The organism is Neisseria sp. HMSC056A03 (assembly GCF_001815685.1).
In the GTDB taxonomy this organism is placed as follows: domain Bacteria; phylum Pseudomonadota; class Gammaproteobacteria; order Burkholderiales; family Neisseriaceae; genus Neisseria; species Neisseria subflava.
In genome coordinates this window covers 1-18,802 of the sequence record NZ_KV821654.1, presented here as the reverse complement: position 1 = coordinate 18,802, position 18,802 = coordinate 1, and the positions used below count along the sequence as shown (strand labels likewise).

General features: G+C 49.3%; 12 protein-coding genes, 1 tRNA gene and 1 pseudogene. 9 read left to right on the top strand and 5 right to left on the bottom strand.

The genetic code is table 11. The features are described from left to right. Positions 1-99: 99 nt before the first annotated feature. Positions 100-1,170 (bottom strand): porin, encoded by a 1,071-nt coding sequence (locus HMPREF3052_RS09555; protein WP_070749640.1) that lies wholly within the window; start codon positions 1,168-1,170, stop codon positions 100-102. 327 nt (positions 1,171-1,497) lie between these two features. Here HMPREF3052_RS09555 and HMPREF3052_RS09550 point away from each other — a divergent pair, with 327 nt between their 5' ends. The 5 genes from HMPREF3052_RS09550 to HMPREF3052_RS09530 all read left to right on the top strand — a co-directional run bounded on the left by HMPREF3052_RS09550 (position 1,498) and on the right by HMPREF3052_RS09530 (position 8,752). Next, positions 1,498-3,117 carry an ABC transporter substrate-binding protein gene (locus HMPREF3052_RS09550; protein WP_070749639.1) on the top strand — a complete coding sequence of 540 codons (1,620 nt, stop codon included), beginning with the start codon at positions 1,498-1,500 and terminating at the stop codon, positions 3,115-3,117. 75 nt (positions 3,118-3,192) lie between these two features. Beyond that, a complete protein-coding gene (locus HMPREF3052_RS09545) occupies positions 3,193-4,989 on the top strand; it encodes an aminopeptidase P family protein (protein WP_070749638.1) in 1,797 nt (598 codons plus the stop codon). Positions 4,990-5,221: 232 nt separating this feature from the next. Continuing rightward, positions 5,222-6,142 carry an oligopeptide ABC transporter permease OppB gene (gene oppB, locus HMPREF3052_RS09540; RefSeq protein ID WP_036490316.1) on the top strand — a complete coding sequence of 307 codons (921 nt, stop codon included), beginning with the start codon at positions 5,222-5,224 and terminating at the stop codon, positions 6,140-6,142. A gap of 72 nt (positions 6,143-6,214) precedes the next feature. Beyond that, on the top strand, positions 6,215-7,123 hold the full coding sequence (oppC, locus tag HMPREF3052_RS09535) for an oligopeptide ABC transporter permease OppC (RefSeq protein WP_070749637.1): 909 nt from the start codon (positions 6,215-6,217) through the stop codon (positions 7,121-7,123). A gap of 24 nt (positions 7,124-7,147) precedes the next feature. Then, the gene (locus HMPREF3052_RS09530) at positions 7,148-8,752 is read left to right on the top strand and encodes an ABC transporter ATP-binding protein (RefSeq protein ID WP_070749636.1); all 1,605 of its coding nucleotides are present in this window, start codon (positions 7,148-7,150) and stop codon (positions 8,750-8,752) included. A 240-nt stretch (positions 8,753-8,992) separates the two neighbouring features. Here HMPREF3052_RS09530 and HMPREF3052_RS09525 read toward each other — a convergent pair. Continuing rightward, positions 8,993-9,083: transfer RNA gene (locus HMPREF3052_RS09525), tRNA-Ser, on the bottom strand. Between the two features lie 79 nt (positions 9,084-9,162). Next, the gene (gene yaaA / locus HMPREF3052_RS09520; RefSeq protein ID WP_070749635.1) at positions 9,163-9,942 is read right to left on the bottom strand and encodes a peroxide stress protein YaaA; all 780 of its coding nucleotides are present in this window, start codon (positions 9,940-9,942) and stop codon (positions 9,163-9,165) included. A 170-nt stretch (positions 9,943-10,112) separates the two neighbouring features. On the opposite strand from yaaA, the gene HMPREF3052_RS09515 reads away from it, so the two are divergent. Both HMPREF3052_RS09515 and HMPREF3052_RS09510 read left to right on the top strand, forming a co-directional pair. Next, positions 10,113-10,502 (top strand): RidA family protein, encoded by a 390-nt coding sequence (locus HMPREF3052_RS09515; RefSeq protein WP_036472307.1) that lies wholly within the window; start codon positions 10,113-10,115, stop codon positions 10,500-10,502. Positions 10,503-10,572: 70 nt separating this feature from the next. Beyond that, complete coding sequence (locus tag HMPREF3052_RS09510) at positions 10,573-11,403, top strand: symmetrical bis(5'-nucleosyl)-tetraphosphatase (RefSeq protein WP_070749634.1); 831 nt, start codon at positions 10,573-10,575, stop codon at positions 11,401-11,403. A gap of 54 nt (positions 11,404-11,457) precedes the next feature. On the opposite strand, the gene HMPREF3052_RS09505 is transcribed toward HMPREF3052_RS09510, so the two are convergent. Further along, positions 11,458-12,831, bottom strand: coding sequence for an FAD-binding oxidoreductase (locus HMPREF3052_RS09505; RefSeq protein ID WP_070749633.1), 1,374 nt, complete (start codon positions 12,829-12,831; stop codon positions 11,458-11,460). Between the two features lie 95 nt (positions 12,832-12,926). Then, complete coding sequence (locus tag HMPREF3052_RS09500; RefSeq protein ID WP_070749632.1) at positions 12,927-13,202, bottom strand: hypothetical protein; 276 nt, start codon at positions 13,200-13,202, stop codon at positions 12,927-12,929. Between the two features lie 506 nt (positions 13,203-13,708). Between HMPREF3052_RS09500 and HMPREF3052_RS09495 the strand changes: the two genes are divergently transcribed. After that, on the top strand, positions 13,709-14,191 hold the full coding sequence (locus tag HMPREF3052_RS09495) for an FKBP-type peptidyl-prolyl cis-trans isomerase (protein ID WP_070749631.1): 483 nt from the start codon (positions 13,709-13,711) through the stop codon (positions 14,189-14,191). Positions 14,192-14,407: 216 nt separating this feature from the next. Then, positions 14,408-18,684: pseudogene (glgB, locus tag HMPREF3052_RS11935) on the top strand (1,4-alpha-glucan branching protein GlgB). The last annotated feature ends 118 nt before the right edge of the window (positions 18,685-18,802 follow it).

Below are 18,802 nucleotides of genomic sequence, written 5' to 3'. Positions count from 1 at the left end.
GCAATGTAATGATTTTTAAGGTGGGCTGCAAGTTTATTTATAGGATGTAGAAAAGGCCGTCTGAACAATTGTTTCAGACGGCCTTTAATCTGTCAGGCATTAATAGCGGTGTTTGAATACCATGCCCACTGCGTAAGAAGATTTTTTCGGCAAATCTTTGTCGTATTTCGGATTGACGTTTTCTTTCAACCAGCCGGCGCCGAGTGTGGCAGTTGTCCGTTTGGAGAAGCTGTAATCAGTGCTGACGGCAACGTGTTTGTAGTCTTCGCCGATAGAACTTTTACCGTAGGCGAAGCCGATTTGAGGTTTGAAATTGCCTACCTTGTATGAGCCGGACACCATAAATTCTTTGGTGTTGTTGATTTCTTTGTCGTAAGAACCAGCTACGTTGCCTGCCGCATCTTTCCATACGCCCCAGCAGCTGAAGCCGTCGCAAGTGTTTTTGGCGTATTGGAACGCGGCATCGACGGAGATTTTGTCTTTGCTGTATCCGGCCATGAATGCATGGGCTTGGAAGTCTTTGGTTTCGGTCGGAGAGTCGTTGGGTGCGTATTCGGCAGCGTAGTGGGCGTTAAAGCCGTTGTTTGGGTGGTTGTAGTCCACACCCCAGCCGAAAACCCAGTCGCCGTCACGTTTTTTGTCCGGATTCCAGTCGTTGTTGTTGCGTGCGGCATTGGAACCAGGGGAGACGTTGAATTTGAATTGGAAACCGTTTTTCCAAGGAGACTCATAAGCCATAGAAACGCGGCGTTGGCCGAAGCGGGAAATTTTGCCGAATTCCAGAATCGAGCTGTTGGTGTCGAACGGGTTCAGATAAATGCTGTTCATGGGTGTACTGATGTAACCCATTTTGACGGTACCAAGGTTTTTGTAGCTGTTGAGCGCGACGTATGAGTCGGCAGTGCCCCAGCCGCCCCAGCGGTCGGAATCGAAGTAAATAAAGGAGCCAAGTTGCCATTTCAGCCATAAGTCGTTGTTGAGTCGTACTTCATCGGAGAGATAAAGACTGGAACTTTTATCGGAAATGGTTGTATTGGTTACGCCGGTTTTATTGTTGTGCTCGACCTCGGTCATAATGTATATGGTACCGTTCATTTTAGGTTCGGCGTGGGCAATGCTCATGGAAGAGCCGATGAGGGTAATGGCAACAAAACAAGATAACTTGTTCATTTTGTTCTCCTTTTATGTCTTTTTCTTAATTGGGGACGGGGTATTCGGATAATCTTATTTGACAAATTATAAAAAATCAATACATTTGTAATTTATCGTAGGATAAATTGAAAAATAGTTTTCAGTTACGTATTTTTGTGTTAATTTGCCAACAATCTTGGATGGCTCACTATTATCCTGATGGAATATGTGGTTTAAAACACTATTTTCATGACTTGAAATAGATGATTTAACTGCACTGGAAAAATTCTAAATAAATGTAGTCGAGTGTAGTTTGAATCATTAGGCCGTCTGAAAAAGAAGAATACCCAAAAGAAGGAATGAAATATGGCCGGAAAAACCTATCCGCTGTTGGTTGCATCATTGGCTGCCGTATTCGCGTTGTCGGCGTGCAGCCGCGATGTCAAGCCTGCTCCTGAGTTTAAACGTACCGATTATGAGCGCGTGGTGGTCAGCAACGGCGTCGAGCCGGGTACGCTGGATCCTCAGATGAGCGGCGATATGGCGGCCGGTGCGATTATCCGTCAGTTGATGGATGGTTTGGTCGGTACGGATGCCGAAGGCAAAACCATTCCTGCTTTGGCGGAAAAATGGGAGAGCGAGGGAGAGCGTATTTGGACCTTCCATCTGCGTGATGCCAAATGGAGCAATGGCGATCCGATTACTGCCGAAGATTTTGTATACAGCTTCCGCCGTCTTGCCGATCCGGCCACTGGCGCACCTTTTGGCAGCTATTTGGTCGATGCACAAGTGGAAAATGCGGAAGATATATTAAACGGCAAAGCCAAGCCTGAGACATTGGGCGTCAAGGCGTTGGACGCGAAGACCCTGCAATTTACGCTGATTGCGCCCGTGCCTTATTTCCCCGATATGCTGATTCAGCAATTCACGTTTCCGGTTCACCGCGCCACTGTTGAAAAATATGGCAATAAGTGGACACAGCCCGGTCATTACGTTTCCAGTGGCGCTTATCTTTTAACGGATTGGAAAGTCAACAGCCACATCAATATGGAACGCAATCCCAATTATTACGATAAAGACAAAGTGGCCATTCCGAAGGCGGTTTTCTTATCAGGCAGCGGCGAGTACAACCGTTATCGCGCCAATGAAATTGATGTGACTTACGGCATTCCCAGTGATCAGGTCAAAGTGGCGGATATTGAGTTTCCGGGACAAGTGAAACGTACAACTTCTTTATGTAGTTGGTATTTGGAGCCGAACCACGAAGCAGCGCCGTTTAACGATCCGCGCGTCCGCAAGGCGCTCAATATGCTGACGCGCCGCGACATTGTCGTCAAAGTGGGCGGCCGTGGCGATACGCCTGCGTTCCAATTGACGCCGCCGCAAATGCAGGGCGTGATTCCTGTTTACCCTGAGTGGAAAGAGTGGACGCCTGAAAAACGCATCGAAACTGCGCGCAAACTGTTGAACGAAGCAGGCTACAACGATGACCATCCGCTTGAGTTCGATATTTTGTACAGCACCAGCGAAGCGTCCAAAAAACAAATTACTGCCGTGCAGTCGGTGTGGAAAGCCGCCATTCCGTTTATCCGTCCGACTTTGTCCAACGAGGAATGGAAAACTTATTTGGATACGCGCGCGCAAGGCAATTTCAAGGTTTCGTTCAGCGGCTGGTGTTCCGATTTCAACGATCCAGCAGGTATGCTCAATATCTTGAAATCTAACAACTCAAATAATGCATTCCGCTACAAAAGCGCGGCGTTTGACACATTTATGAACAATACGCTGAAAGATGGTGTCAGCAAGGAAGCACGCAGCCAGCTCTATGCCGATGCGGAGAAGCAGCTTCAAGAAGACGCTGCACTGATTCCGCTGTATCATCAGGTTGAAGTGCGTATGGTCAAACCCGATATTATCGGCTATTCCGACAAAGACCCTTTGCGGAACTACACGGTCAAGAGCTGGTCGTTCGCACCGAAAAAATAGATTGATTATAGACAGCACAAGTTTTCAGACGGCCTTGATGACAGAGGCCGTCTGAAACAACAGGAGACATAACACATGAAATCTGTACAACAACGTTTGTCCGCTTTACGCGAAGCCATGAAAAAACATGGCGTGGACGCGTTTGTCATCCCTTCTGCCGATCCGCACCTTTCCGAATACCTGCCCGAGCATTGGCAGGCACGCCGCGATTTTTCCGGCTTTACCGGTTCGGCCGGCACTTTGGTGGTGACCGCCGATAAAGCAGGCGTGTGGACGGACAGCCGCTATTGGGAACAGGCAGGCCAACAGCTTGCGCCAAACGGCATCGAGCTGCAAAAAATGGGTGTTGATGCGCCTTATACCGAATGGTTGGCACAAAATCTGCCCGAGGGCGCAGTGGTCGGCGCGCCTGCCGATATGTTCGCACTCAGCGGCGAGCGCGGTTTGAAACAGGCACTTGCCGCCAAAAACATCCGCCTCGAATATCCTGAAACCTTGTTGGACGAAGTATGGGACGACCGTCCTGCATTGTCGACTCCGGAAATCTACGTTCACCATCCCGACTACGTTTCCGAAACTGCAGCCGAAAAACTGGCCCGTATTCGTGCGGCCATGAAAGAGCAGGGCGCAGATGCGCATTTGGTTTCTTCTTTGGACGACATCGCTTGGATTACCAATCTGCGCGGCGATGATGTGCCGTTCAACCCCGTGTTCTTGTCCCATTTGTTTATCAGCCAAGACAAAGCTGTATTGTTTACCGATGCAGGCCGTCTGAAAGCCGAATCTGCCGAAGCTTTGAAAGCAGCAGGTTTTGAAGTATTGCCTTATGCGCAAGCGGCGGACTATTTGGCAGGCGTTAAGGGCGCATTGCTGATTGATCCGAACAAAACCGCGATCGGCACTTTGCGCCGCCTGCCTGAAGACGTCCGTTTGATTGAAACCATCCACCCAAGCACATTCTTCAAATCAGTCAAATCCGATGCCGATATCGCCCATATCCGCAATACCATGGCGGAAGACGGCGCGGCATTGTGCGGCTTCTTTGCCGAGTTTGAACAAATCTTGGCAGACGGCGGCGAATTGAGCGAGCTGGACATCGACGGCATGCTCTATAAACACCGCAGCCAACGTCCCGGCTTTATTTCGCCAAGTTTCGACACCATCGCCGGCTACAATGCCAATGCCGCATTGCCTCATTACAGCGCGACACCGGAAAATAACAGCAAAATCAAAGGCGACGGTATGCTGCTGATTGACTCCGGCGGCCAATACTGGGGCGGTACGACCGATATCACGCGTGTGGTGCCTGTCGGCAATCCGAGTGCGGCCATGAAGCGCGACTACACTTTGGTGTTGAAGGCGCATATTTCTCTGGCGGAGACCATTTTCCCTGAAAACATCAAAGGCCCGATGATTGATGCCATCTGCCGCAAATCGCTCTGGCAGGCGCAATGCGATTACGGTCACGGTACAGGTCATGGCGTGGGCTATTTCCTCAATGTGCATGAAGGCCCGCAAAGCATTGCCGTTGCCGCCGTGCCGCAACCGCATCACGCGATGAAGTCAGGCATGCTGACTTCCAACGAGCCGGGTCTTTACCGTCCGGGCAAATGGGGCATCCGTATCGAAAGCCTGGTAATCAACCGTCCGGTTGAAAACCCAGAGGAAACCGAGTTCGGCAAATTCCTGTATTTTGAAACCGTTACCCTCTGCCCAATCGATACGCGCCTGATTGATACCAAACTGATGACCGGCAGCGAAATCGAATGGCTGAACCAATATCACGCCGAAGTGCGCCGCCGTCTCGAGCCTTTGACAGAAGGCGCGGCCAAAGCATGGCTGATCGAACGAACCGAACCTTTGGCGCGTTAACGTGAAAGGCCGTCTGAAACGGCGGATACCAAGTTTCAGACGGCCTGATAACAACAATTATCTACAAACTACAAAACCTTACCCGACTCCGAATAAAAACAATAACCCGGTCGGAATAGAGAGAGAAACCGGCGCGGCGACGTTACAGATGCCTGCTGCCATTCATCCGATTTCCGCTTCAGGTCAGCTTTGTTTTCACGAGTCCGGTATGTTCAGACAGGACAGCCTGATTATGTTGAAATTCATCATCAAACGGATATGTGCTTCCATCCCGACCATGCTGGTGTTGATTACCGTATCGTTTTTCCTGATGCGGCTCGCGCCGGGCAGCCCGTTCACAGGCGAACGCAACCTGCCGCCTGCGGTCATGGCCAACATCGAAGCCAAATACCACCTCAATGATCCGATGTACCTCCAATATTTCCACTACCTCAAACAATTGGCACAGGGGGATTTGGGGCCGTCGTTCAAATATAAAGATTTCAGCGTTAATGAGTTGCTTGCCCAATCCCTGCCGGTATCGGCGGAACTCGGCTTCTACGCCTTTCTGATTGCCGCCATCTTCGGCATGTTTATCGGCATCATCGCCGCCTTAAAACAAAACAGCTGGCTGGATTATGCGCTGATGAGCGGTGCGATGACCGGTATCGTCGTTCCCAGCTTTGTGATGGCGCCGGTATTGGTACTGGTGTTTGCCGTCAGACTGCAATGGCTGCCTGCCGGCGGCTGGAACGATGGCGCACTGATGAACTTGATTCTGCCCGTTGTTACTTTGTCCATCGGTTATGTATCCAGTATCGCGCGGATTACGCGCGGCGCGATGATTGAAGTATTGAACAGCCCCTTTATCCGCACGGCACGCGCCAAAGGCCTGCCCATGAGCCGCATCATTCTGCGCCATGCGCTGCGTCCCGCCATGCTGCCGATTGTTTCTTTCTTAGGCCCGGCATTCGTCGGCATCATCACCGGCTCCATTGTGATTGAAAACGTATTCGGTATTCCCGGCGTCGGACAATTGTTTGTCAACGGCGCGCTCAACCGCGACTACGGCATGATTTTGGGTTTAACGATTTTGGTGGGCATTATGACTATTTTGTTCAATGCCATCCTTGATATTCTGTATGCCATTATTGATCCGAAAATCCGTTATTAATCCCATTTGTGCAAAGGCCGTCTGAAATGTTCAGACGGCCTGAAGAAAGAATAAAAAGCGAGAGAGAACATTATGTTATTCAAAAAGAAGCAAATTCAGGCCCTCGCAGAGGCAGCAGAATACGCCCAAGTACACGGCAAAAGCCTGTGGAGCGACGCATGGCGGCGTTTTAAACAGAACAAAGCGGCGGTGTACAGCATTATCATCCTGTTGCTGATCAGCATTTTTGTGATTGTGGCGCCATGGATTGTCCGCTACACCTACGACTTTACCGACTGGGACAATATGCAGATTCCGCCGTCCTTTTCTACCCATCACTATCTGGGTACGGACTTGCTCGGCCGCGATTTGCTGTCGCGCGCGGCAACCGGCGGACGTATTTCCTTGCTGGTCGGTGTGGCCGGCGCATTGGTGGCCGTTGTCATCGGTACGCTTTATGGCGCGATTGCCGGCTTTATCGGCGGTAAGCTCGATTCGCTGATGATGCGCTTTTTGGAAATTTTGAACGCGTTTCCGTTTATGTTTTTCGTGATTCTGCTGACTACGTTCTTCGGCCGCAACCTGCTTTTGATTTTTGCCGCCGTGGGTTTGGTGTCTTGGCTGGACGTGGCGCGTATCGTGCGCGGTCAAACTTTGAGCTTGAAGCATAAAGAGTTTGTCGAAGCGGCGCGTGTGAGCGGCGTGGCGAAACGTAAAATCGTAACGCGCCACATTATTCCGAATGTTTTGGGCGTGGTGATGGTGTATGCCTCTTTGCTGGTGCCGGGCATGATTATGTTTGAATCCTTCTTGAGCTTTTTGGGCTTGGGCGTGCAAGAGCCGATGACCAGTTGGGGTTCGATGTTGCAAGAAGGCGCGATTTCTATGGAAGCCGCACCTTGGCAGCTGCTCGTGCCGAGTTTCTTCTTGGTAACCACTTTGTTCTGTTTCAATTTTATCGGCGACGGCCTGCGCGATGCGCTCGACCCGAAAGACCGCTAAACCACAACCAAAAGGATAATCAAAATGACAAAACAGTTACTGGTTGTAGAAAATCTGGACATCAATTTTGAATTGCATGAAAAGAACGTGCACGCCGTGCGTAATGTCAGCTTTAAAGTGGCAGAGGGCGAAACATTGGCTTTGGTCGGCGAGTCCGGTTCGGGCAAGTCTGTAACATCTATGTCCGTTATGCGCCTGCTGCCTGAGAAATTTGCCCGATATAGCAAAGATTCGCGCATTACTTTTGACGATATTTCCATTTTGGATGCAGATGAGAAAACCCTGCGTGATTTGCGCGGCAACCGCATCAGCGTGATTTTCCAAGAGCCGATGACCTCGCTCAATCCGTTTATGCGTATCGGTGCGCAGCTGATTGAAGCGGCGCGTGTGCACAATAAAAAGCTCGGCAAAAAAGAAGCCGGGCAGAAGGCATTGGCATTGCTGGAGCGTGTGGGCATCAAAGAAGCCGAACGCCGCATGAAGCAATATCCGCACGAGTTTTCCGGCGGTCAGCTGCAACGCATCATGATTGCCATGGCGCTCATCAATGAACCTGACCTGCTGATTGCCGACGAACCGACCACGGCTTTGGATGTGACCATTCAAGCCGAGATTCTCGATTTGCTCCACGATTTGCAACAGCAAATGGGCATGGCGATTATCTTCATTACCCACGATTTGGGTTTGGCGGAGCACTATTCCAAAACCGTCTGCGTCATGCGCAACGGTGAAATTGTCGAGCGCGGCAAAATCAAAGAAGTATTTGCCCATCCGAAACACGAATATACCGCCGAGCTCATCAATGCCATTCCCAAAGGCATGAAAGAGCCGGAAGAAAACAACGCCGGTGTGTTGATTGATGCCGATAATGTCAATGTTTCTTTCGTATTGAAGCAAAACTTTTTCGGCAAACCGCTCAAAACTTTTGATGCCGTCAAAGGCATCAGCTTCAAAATTAAAGAAGGCGAAACATTGGGCGTCGTCGGCGAGTCCGGTTCCGGCAAATCCACGCTGGGTAAAGCCGTCATGCAGATGCTGCCTTATACCGGCCATATCTCCTTTGAAGGCAAAGACCTGAAAAACTATACTGCCGAAGAAGCACGCCGTCTGAAATCGCAACGGCAAATTGTGTTCCAAGATCCGTTCGGTTCGCTTTCCCCACGCCTGACCGTTGGCGAAATTATTGGCGAAGGTTTGACGGTTCATCATCCTGAAATGACCAAAAAAGAACGTATCCAGCGTGTTTTGGAAGTCATGAAGGAAGTGTCCCTGCCGCTTGACGCGCTCAACCGCTATCCGCATGAATTCTCCGGCGGCCAGCGTCAGCGTATCGCTATTGCACGCGCCGTTATCCTGCGCCCGAAATTCATCCTTTTGGACGAGCCGACCTCTGCACTTGACCGCTCCGTACAATCCAAAGTGGTCGAACTTTTGCGCGATTTGCAGAAGAAATACGGTCTGACTTATATGTTCATCAGTCATGATTTGTCTGTCGTGCGCGCTGTCAGCGACAACGTGATTGTGATGAAGCAGGGCGAAATGGTTGAATACTGCAGCGCGGATCAGATTTTCCACCATCCGCAAAACGATTACACCAAACGTTTGATTAACGCCGCATTTGATTTGTAGAAAAGGAAAAGGCCGTCTGAAGTAGTTTTCAGACGGCCTTTGGTTTTGTATTTGGTTATAAACAGGGAAGGGGTACTTGGATAGGTATAAAGTTTAAAAGGCCGTCTGAAACCGGATAGGGAAGTTTCAGACGGCCTTTTGTTTATCGATAATGTTGACCCGTCAACATAAACTTAAATTTCAAAAGGACAAAAATAAAAAAGACTTGAATCAATCAAGTCTTTATATCCTTATCAAGAATGGCGGAAGCGGTGAGATTCGAACTCACGGAGGGCTATCAACCCTCGACGGTTTTCAAGACCGTTGCATTAAACCGCTCTGCCACGCTTCCATTCTTGAAGCCGTAATATTAATGGAACTTACGGCCTTTGCCAAGAGGTATTTTAGAAAAAATATCTAGGATTCTGTTTTTATTTAGATTGTTCTTCACGCATGAATACCCATTCGGCTTCGTTTGAAGCTGCTTCATTGAATGAATAGCCCTCGTAATCGAAATTTTTGAGCATTTCAGGCTCGGTAATGCCGTGTTCTGCCGCGTAGCGCACCATCAAACCGCGCGCACGTTTGGCGTAGAAGCTGATGATTTTGTATTTGCCGTTTTTCTCGTCTTTAAAAATCGGCGTAATCAGGCGTGCGTTGAGTTTTTTGGTGTTGACGGATTTGAAATATTCTTGTGAGGCGAGGTTGATTAAAACGTCGCTATCGGCCTGCTTCAGCGTTTGATTGAGCAGGTCGGTAATTTTATCGCCCCAAAATTCGTAGAGGGTTTTGCCGCGCGAGTTGGCAAAGGCCGTGCCCATTTCCAAGCGGTAGGGCTGCATCAAGTCGAGCGGGCGCAGTACGCCGTATAAGCCGGAGAGTAGGCGGACGTGTTGTTGCAGGTAGTCGATTTGTTCCGGTTTGAGCGTATCGGCGGCGATGCCTTCGTAGACATCGCCGTTGAACATAAATACGGCTTGTTTGGCGTTTTCAGGGGTAAACGGCGTGTGCCATACGGCATTGCGTTCAGTATTGAGCAGGGCGATTTTGTCGGAAACATGCATCAGCTCGGCGATTTGTTGAGGGGCAAGCTGGCGCAACTCCTGCATCAGGATTTCTGCTTCGGGCAGAAGGTCGGGCTGGGTAAAGCTGCTGACGGGGGAAGGGTCTTTTTCGTTGAGGTTTTTGGCTGGGGATAAGACAAAAAACATGATAATTTCGGCTTTTAAATGAATAATGTGTAGGATTGTAGGTTTAAAATCGGGGAAGAACAAGACGGGATAAACGCATTAATTGAATGCTTTTATTGAAACGTATTTCTGTTGAAAGTAAAATTCGAAGCTTCCACCTGATTCTGACATTTCTATTTGAGGAGAATATCATGTCTAAAACCATTATCCATACCGACAAAGCCCCTGCCGCGATTGGTGCATACAGCCAAGCAGTCCGTGCAGGCGACACGGTTTATATGAGCGGTCAGATTCCTTTGGATCCGGCTACGATGACTGTGGTCGGCGATGGCGACTTCCGCGCAGAAGCAGTGCAAGTATTTAAAAACCTGCAAGCCGTAGCCGAAGCGGCCGGCGGTTCTTTGAACGATATCGTCAAACTCAATGCTTATTTGACCGATTTGGCCAACTTTGCCGTATTCAATGAAGTGATGGCTGAATTTATCGAACAGCCTTTCCCTGCGCGTGCGGCAGTTGGCGTGGCCAGCCTGCCTAAAGGCGTTCAGGTTGAAGCAGAGGCAGTATTGGTTTTAAATGCATAATTGATGTTTTCAGACGGCCTGGGCTGGGCTTGAGGCCGTCTGAAAATAAAAACAACGGAAAACAATAATAATGGCACATTACGCAATCGGAGACATTCAAGGCTGTTTTGACGAGCTGACTTTGTTGCTTGCCAAAATCGGCTTTAATCATGGTACGGACACCCTTTGGCTGGTTGGTGATATTGTCAATCGCGGCCCGAAGTCCTTGGAAACCCTGAAATTTGCCAAAGAGCATGACAGCAGTGTGCAAATGGTTTTGGGCAATCATGATTTACATCTTTTGGCAGTCGGTTGCGGTGAAGGAACGCTTAAGCGCAGTGATACGGTTGAGCCGATTTTGACCCATCCCGATAGTTATGCCATGCTTGACTGGCTGCGTCATCAGCCGCTGTTGGTGCGCGGTGACAGACATGTGATGGTGCATGCCGGTATTTTGCCGCAATGGTCGGTTGATAAAGCCGAAAGCCTTGCCCGTGAAGCTGAGGATGAATTGCAAGGTAAAAAATACAGGAAATTTTTTGGCAAAATGTACGGCAACAAGCCGACCGAGTGGACGGACGATTTGACAGGCTATGAGCGCCTACGCATGATTATCAACGTCTTTACCCGTATGCGTGCGCTGACGTATAAAGGCGAGTTGGATTACGAATATAAATCCACTCTGAAAAAAATGCCGCTTTACCTGCGCCCTTGGTTTAAAGCGCCTGATAGGCAGAATTTGGATTATATTACCGTGTTCGGACATTGGTCGTCATTGGGCTACGTTAATACCGATCAGGTCATTGCTTTGGATACCGGCGCGTTGTGGGGCGGAGAGCTGACGGCGGTCAATTTGGATACCAACGAAGTGATACAGGTACCGTCCTTAGGCGGATTGGATTGGAAAACGGCATTGAAATAGTTTGGATAAGATAAAAGGCCGTCTGAAATGTTTCAGACGGCCTTTTCGTATTGGTTAATCCAAAGAAGGCAGGAGTTTGTCCGGATTCATAATGCCATAAGGGTCAAGCTGATTTTTGATGGCATGCATCAGAACGAGTTCGGCCTGTGTACGCACACGGGGCAGCCAATGTTTTTTGATGATGCCTACGCCGTGTTCGGCGGCAATCGTGCCGTGGCAGGCAAGGATGTTTTCATAAACAATGGTATTGACGGCGTCTTCGTATTGGTAGGCTTCGTTGCTCAATACGTTGGGCAGGAATGTATTGTAATGCAGGCTGCCGTCGCCTAAATGTCCGAAGCAGACAATTTGTATGCCGGGAAAACGGGTTTCCAGGGCAGGGGCGCATTGGCGGACAAAGGCGGCCACTTGGGCGATAGGGACGGCAATGTCGTGTTTGATGCTGGTGCCGAGTTTGCGTTGGGAAGCGGAAATATTTTCACGCAAGGTCCATAAGTCGGAGCGCTCTTGCTCGGATTGCGCCAAGATGCTGTTTTCCCATCCGTTTTTATAGAGAAATTCGGCAAGTTTTTCATCCAGTCCGGCATCGGAAACGGAATCTGCAAGTTCAATCAAAATATGCCATTCCGCATCGGCAGGCTTTTTGAGTTGGCTGAATTCCGAAGATAAATCGAGGGCAAAGCGGCTGATCAGCTCGAAGCTGGTCAAGCGTTCGGCAAAATGGCCTTGCACCGCAGTTAAAAGCGAGACGGCGGATTCAATATCGTCTAAACCTACCCATGCGGTTGCTTTGGTTTTGGGTTGGGCAAAGAGTTTGAGTGTGGCGGTGGTAATGATGCCCAATGTTCCTTCGCTGCCGATAAAAAGATGGCGCAAGTCGTAGCCGGTCGTGTTTTTGTGCAGGGGCTGAAAGTGGGAAACCAGTTCGCCGTTTGGTAAAACGACTTCCAAACCCAATACCAAATCACGCATGCTGCCGTAACGCAAGACATTCAAACCGCCGGCATTACAGGCGATATTGCCGCCGATTTGGCAAGAGCCTTCGCTGGCAAGGCTGAGCGGAAACAGTCGTCCAACTTCGGCTGCCGCCTTTTGAGCATTTTGCAAAATCACGCCTGCTTCAACCGTCATGCTGTTGTCGGCAAGGTTGATATCGCGGATACGGTTGAGCTTAGAGAGGTTTAGTAGTACGCCTTCGGTGGTTACCGTTGCGCCGCATAATCCGGTATTGCCGCCTTGCGGGGTTACGCGGATACGGTTTTCAAAACAGAAACGCATGATTTTCTGCACGCTCTCGACAGAGTTCGGCTGTAAGACAATATCCGGCGAAGAAATAAAACGACGGCGTTGGTCGTTTAACAAGGCCGGAGTAGCTTCAATGATTTCAGAGGCGGAAAGAAACTCAGCAAAACGGTCGTGAAGGTGCATGGCAGTCAGGCGGAAAAGTCGGAAAGGGGAAAATGAAGAATGTAAAAAAGCAGGATACGCAATGGTATCCTGCTTTTCTTATATTCAAAAGAATATTATTTAGCAGCTTCAGAAGCAGCAGAAGCAGCGGCTTCAGTAGCAGATGCAGCGGCTTCAGTAGCAGATGCAGCAGCTTCGGTAGCAGAAGCAGCGGCTTCAGTAGCTTCGGTAGCAGCAGAAGCGGTAGCTTCGGTAGCAGATGCAGCAGCTTCAGTAGCAGAAGCAGCGGCTTCAGAAGCAGCAGAAGCAGCAGTTTCAGCAGCTTTATCAGCACCGCCACAAGCGGCCAAAGCTAAAGACAACAAAGCAGCAGCGAACAGAGATTTTTTCATTTTTGAGGACCTTTTTTAAATCGATTTAAACTAAAATAGCCGTCAAACGGCCTGTACAGTAGAAATTCATTGCTGAATTTTCGTTATTATGCCCCATGGGGTGGGCCAATGCAACGTTGCTTAACTGTTTGCGGGCTAAAATCAATACAAAATTAGCGAAAATAATGTAAATCAGGGAAGCAGGTAAAAAATCATCTAAAAATATTCATAATTAATGAAAATTTTAAAGGTTGTTTGTATTCAATAACTTGTTTGTTTTTGGCTGTTGTCGGTTTTAAAGATTTAGAATGTTTTTGCGTTTGGGAAGTTTTTTGTAATTTAGCAACTTTGTGTTGTGAAAAAGCAACTTTTATGGATTGGAATCATTCAATTTTGTTTTTTATATGGACTTTTTTGGTTTTGTTGTGTTCGCCAAAAGTATTTGTTTAAGGTAAACCGATTGTTTAGTTACAGCTGTGATAGAATAGCCTGAACCTGACTTTTAAATATTGATTAAGGACGACATGATGTCTATTGTTAAAAATTCCGTAGTTTCCCTGCATTATGAAATGTACGATGCAAACAACCAGTTGTTGGACAAAACCGAAGAGCCGATTGCTTACCTGCATGGCGGTTATGACGGTATTTTCCCTTTGGTGGAAGAAGCGTTGCACGGCAAAAATGTAGGCGATACTGTTGAAGTGGCTTTGTCGCCTGATGATGCCTTCGGCGAGCAAGATCCTGAGCTGGTACGTATTGAAGATGTAAGCGTATTTCCTGTTGAAGTTGAAGTCGGCATGATGTTTGAAGCCGATGATCCGGAAACAGGCGATGTATTGATTTATCGTGTAACCGATGTTGCCGACGGTAAAGCCGTAGTGGACGGCAACCATCCTTTGGCCGGTATGAAAATATTGTTCAAAGCGACTGTTGAAGGTGTGCGCGATGCGACTGAGGAAGAAATTGCCCACGGTCACGTACATGGCCCGCACGGTCATCACCACCACTAATCAGGCTTGAAGCATGATAAAGGCCGTCTGAAAAGGAATGAAACCTTCCTTTTCAGACGGCCTTAAGTTTTTACAAGACAGATAAATAGGAAATTTTGGCGCAGGTCAAATCAAGCAGGGAAATATGGATTTTGTTAGATATTACAATGAATTACATGTAACGGTGCGACACAATCTGTATTAAGATTCAGATATTGGTAAAACAGGCAGAATGCAATGAGTGAAACATTGGAGCAGCAGGCCGTAGCGGCCGGTATTGATTTAGGCTACCACGACATCAACGGTACATATCATGCGACCAAACCTGAAGTGTTGGAATCGATCGTTGCTGTTTTGGACAAAAGCAAAGCTGATTCAGACGGCCTTTATCTGAATACGATGGTCGCGCATGAAAACGGCGAAGAATCTTTACAGATGCCGTCTGAATTTCATGGTGCGGAAGCGGTCGTATTGATTGATGAGGCGGATGAGTGTCAGAGCTTGACTTTATATCCGGGCGACAACGATACGCTTTGGATTAAGCTGCCCCGACTGGCTTGCGGTTATTACACTTTGTCGGCTGAGACCGGCGGCAAATGTCGCCTTATACGCCTGATTGTTGCGCCTGAATCGGTTTACCAACCCAAACTGCTTGCCAATGGCGGTCGGATGAATGGCTTGACCATGCATTTGTACAGCCTGCGTTCCGAGCGCAACTGGGGCATAGGCGACTTTACTGATTTGCTGAACCTGATGAAATATGCGGCAGAGAAAAAGCTGGATTTTGTCGGTATCAACCCTTTGCACGCCTTGTTTACCAGCAAGCCTGCCTTTGCCAGCCCGTATAGCCCTTCTTCGCGCGAATGGCTCAATCCGATTTACTTGGATATCGAAAAAGTCGGCGCATTTACTTATAACGAGCAACTGAAAAACTGGCTGGCACAACCGAAAATCCGTCAGCGCATTGCTGCTTTGCGTGTTACGGAAACGGTAACTTATACGGCGGTTTGGACATGCAAGCGTGATGCGCTGCAAATGGCGTTTAACGCGTTTGAACAGGATACTTGCGAAGCTGCGGCAAATGAACGCGCTGCATTTGAAGCATTTGTATTAGAAAAAGGCAAAGCTTTGCAGGGCTTCGGTTTGTTTGAGGCTTTGGACCAGTATTACAGTCGTTCCGGACAAGTGGGTTGGCAGTCATGGCTGTCTGAATTTCATCAGCCTGATAGCAAAGCAGTAGAAAAATTCGCGCGCAGCCATGAACGTGAAATCCGTTTTTATATGTGGCTGCAATGGCTTTGCGCGGAGCAGTTGCAAGAAGTTAACCAAGCCGCTGCCGAATACGGTGTCAAACTTGGTATTTACGGCGATTTGGCGGTCGGCGTGGCGCGCGGCAGTGTGGATACTTGGTCACACCGCCAAGATTATTGTATGGACGTATCGGTCGGTGCGCCGCCCGATCCGTTCAGCCCGACGGGGCAAAACTGGGATTTGCCGCCGCTCAATCCGTCGATGTTGAAGCATACGGGCTATGAAAAGTTTGCCCATCTGTTGCGTGAAAACATGCGCCTGTATGGCGTGTTGCGGATTGACCATGTGATGGCGCTGTGTCGTTTGTGGTGGGTTTTAAACGATAAAACAGCAGATTTCGGTGCATACGTGCATTACGACGCCGAAGTGACTTTTGCCATATTGGCTTTGGAAAGCCAGCGAAACCGTTGCGTCATCATTGGCGAAGATTTGGGTACGGTACCCGATCAAGCGCGTTATCTGCTCAACCGCTATCAAGTGTTCTCCTACAAAGTGATGTATTTCAGCAAGGGCTGGAACGGTTTCCAACTGCCTGAAGAATACCCTGAGCAGGCGATTACGGTCATCAGTACCCACGATGTCGCGCCGCTGGCAGGTTATTGGATGGGCAAAGATTTGGATACGATGTTCAAACTCGGTACTTTGCCTGATGCAGCCGCTTTTCAGACGGCCTTGGATGAGCGCGAACACGATAAAGCCGATTTGCTGGACAAATTGAAATATACCGGCTGTCTGGGTGCAGACGTGCAAATGCCGGCAAAAGCCGATGAAACTTTGCTGGCGGCTTTGCACAAATACGGCGCATTGAGCCGCAGCAAGCTTTACGCCGTACAACTGGAAAACTTGCTGGGCGTCATTGACAATTTGAATGTCCCCGGCGTGCCGGACGGTTATCCGAACTGGGTGCAAAAAATGCCGGTTTCTTTGGAAGATTTCCTACAACACCGCCTCATGGGCGGCCAACTTGCCATTATTGACGAGGTACGCATGAAAACAAACAGCTAAATCAAGGCTTATCATGAACTTGACCAAATCGAGCGCGATACGGTCGAAAGCCTGTTTCTTGCCACCCACAGCGACTTGTTCGCTTATCTGGGACGACACCGCCTTGCAGAGGGCGATGAAGTAGTGCGCGTTTTGATTCCCGGCGCAGTAAGCGTGGATATTGTGAACCGCCGCAGCGGCGAACTCATCATGCCGTCTGAAAAAATTGATGAACGCGGTTTCTTTGTGGCTGTTTTGCCCGATGATGCGCCCGATTACGCTTTGAGTATCCGTTATGCCGAAGACTCCGAGCCTGTGATTGAAGAAGACCCTTATCATTTCAGCTCTGCGTTGCAAGACATGGATTCCTGGCTGTTGGCCGAATGCAAGCACCTGCGTCCTTATGAGACTTTAGGCGCGCATTTTGCCGAGTTGGACGGCGTGAAGGGCGTACGCTTTGCCGTATGGGCGCCAAATGCGCAACGCGTTTCCGTTATCGGCGAATTTAATAACTGGGATGGCCGCCGCCATGTGATGCGTTTCCACCGCGACAACGGCATTTGGGACATCTTTATTCCGGCAGTCAAACTCAACGCCCTCTACAAATTTGAAATCCGCAATGCCAACGGCGATGTGCAGCAAAAAACCGACCCGTATGCCTTCGGCGCGGAGTTGCGTCCGAATACGGCGTCTGTCGTGCGTGGTTTACCGGAAAAAGTGGACGCACCCGACTTCCGCGCCCGCGCCAACGCCATTGACGCGCCCATCAGCATTTATGAAGTGCATTTGGGTTCGTGGAAACGCAATCCCGAAAACAACTTCTGGCTGACTTACGAACAGCTCGCCAAAGAATTGGTTGCATACGTCAAAGACATGGGCTTCACCCATATCGAATTCCTACCCGTTTCCGAATATCCTTTTGACGGCTCGTGGGGCTATCAGGCGACCGGATTGTATGCGCCGACCAGCCGTTTCGGTTCGCCCGACGAATTGCGCGCCCTGATTAAAGCCAGGCATCGGCATCATCCTCGACTGGGTGGTTGGACACTTCCCGACCGACGATCACGGGCTTGCCAAGTTTGACGGCACTGCGCTGTACGAACACGCCGACCCGCGCGAAGGCTACCACCAAGACTGGAACACCCTAATTTACAAACTTCGGCAGAAACGAAGTGAAAAACTTCCTGCAAGGCAACGCCCTGTATTGGATAGAACGTTTTGGCTTTGACGGTATCCGCGTTGACGCGGTGGCTTCGATGATTTACCGCAACTATTCGCGCAAAGACGGCGAGTGGATTCCGAACCAATACGGCTGCCATGAAAACCTTGAAGCCATCGCTTTCCTGCGTGATACCAACACCATGTTGAAAGAGGAAGTTCCGGCAGCGACTGAAATCGCTGAAGAATCTACTTCGTTCGCCAATGTAACCCGCCAAGAAGGTTTGAACTTCAGCTTCAAATGGAATATGGGCTGGATGAACGATACTTTGCGTTACATGATGGAAGACCCCATCAACCGCAAATACCATCACAACAAAATGACTTTCGGCATGATGTACCAGTACAGCGAAAACTTTGTTCTGCCGCTTTCACACGATGAAGCCGTCCACGGCAAACGCTCGCTGCTCGGACGGATGCCCGGCGACTGCTGGCAGCAATTCGCCAACCTGCGCGCCTACTACGGCTTCATGTACGGTTTCCCCGGCAAAAAACTTTTGTTTATGGGCAACGAGTTCGCGCAAGGCAGAGAGTGGAACTACAACGAAGGACTGGATTGGTTCCTGCTGGAGCAAGAGGGCGGCTGGCACAAAGGCGTGCAAGACTTCGTACGCGAGTTGAACCATGTCTATAAAGACACCGCGCCACTTTACCAATTGGACCAATGGCCTGAAGGTTTTGAATGGCTGGTTGCCGATGACGGCGACAATTCCGTATTCGTTTTCGAGCGACGCGACCGCGAAGGCAACCGCGTTATCGTGATTAGCAACTTCACGCCTGTGGTGCGTGAAGGCTACCGTTTTGGTGTGAATTCTGCCGGCGAATACCGCGAAATCCTCAATTCAGACGACCTGCATTACAAAGGCAGCGGCATTTCTGCCGGCGCAACGGTGGAAACAGAAGAAGTTTGGTCGTATAGCAAACCAAATTCCTTGTCTGTTACCGTACCGCCGTTGGCAACCGTTTACCTGTATCAGGCGGCAGTCAAAGACGAAGCGTAAATCAACTTTGAGGGTGGGCATCATGCCTGCCTACTGAGCTGAAAATTAAAAGATAGTGATATCAATATGACTCAAGGCCGTCTGAAAGCTTTGAACTGCACCCCAAAAGTTGGACATC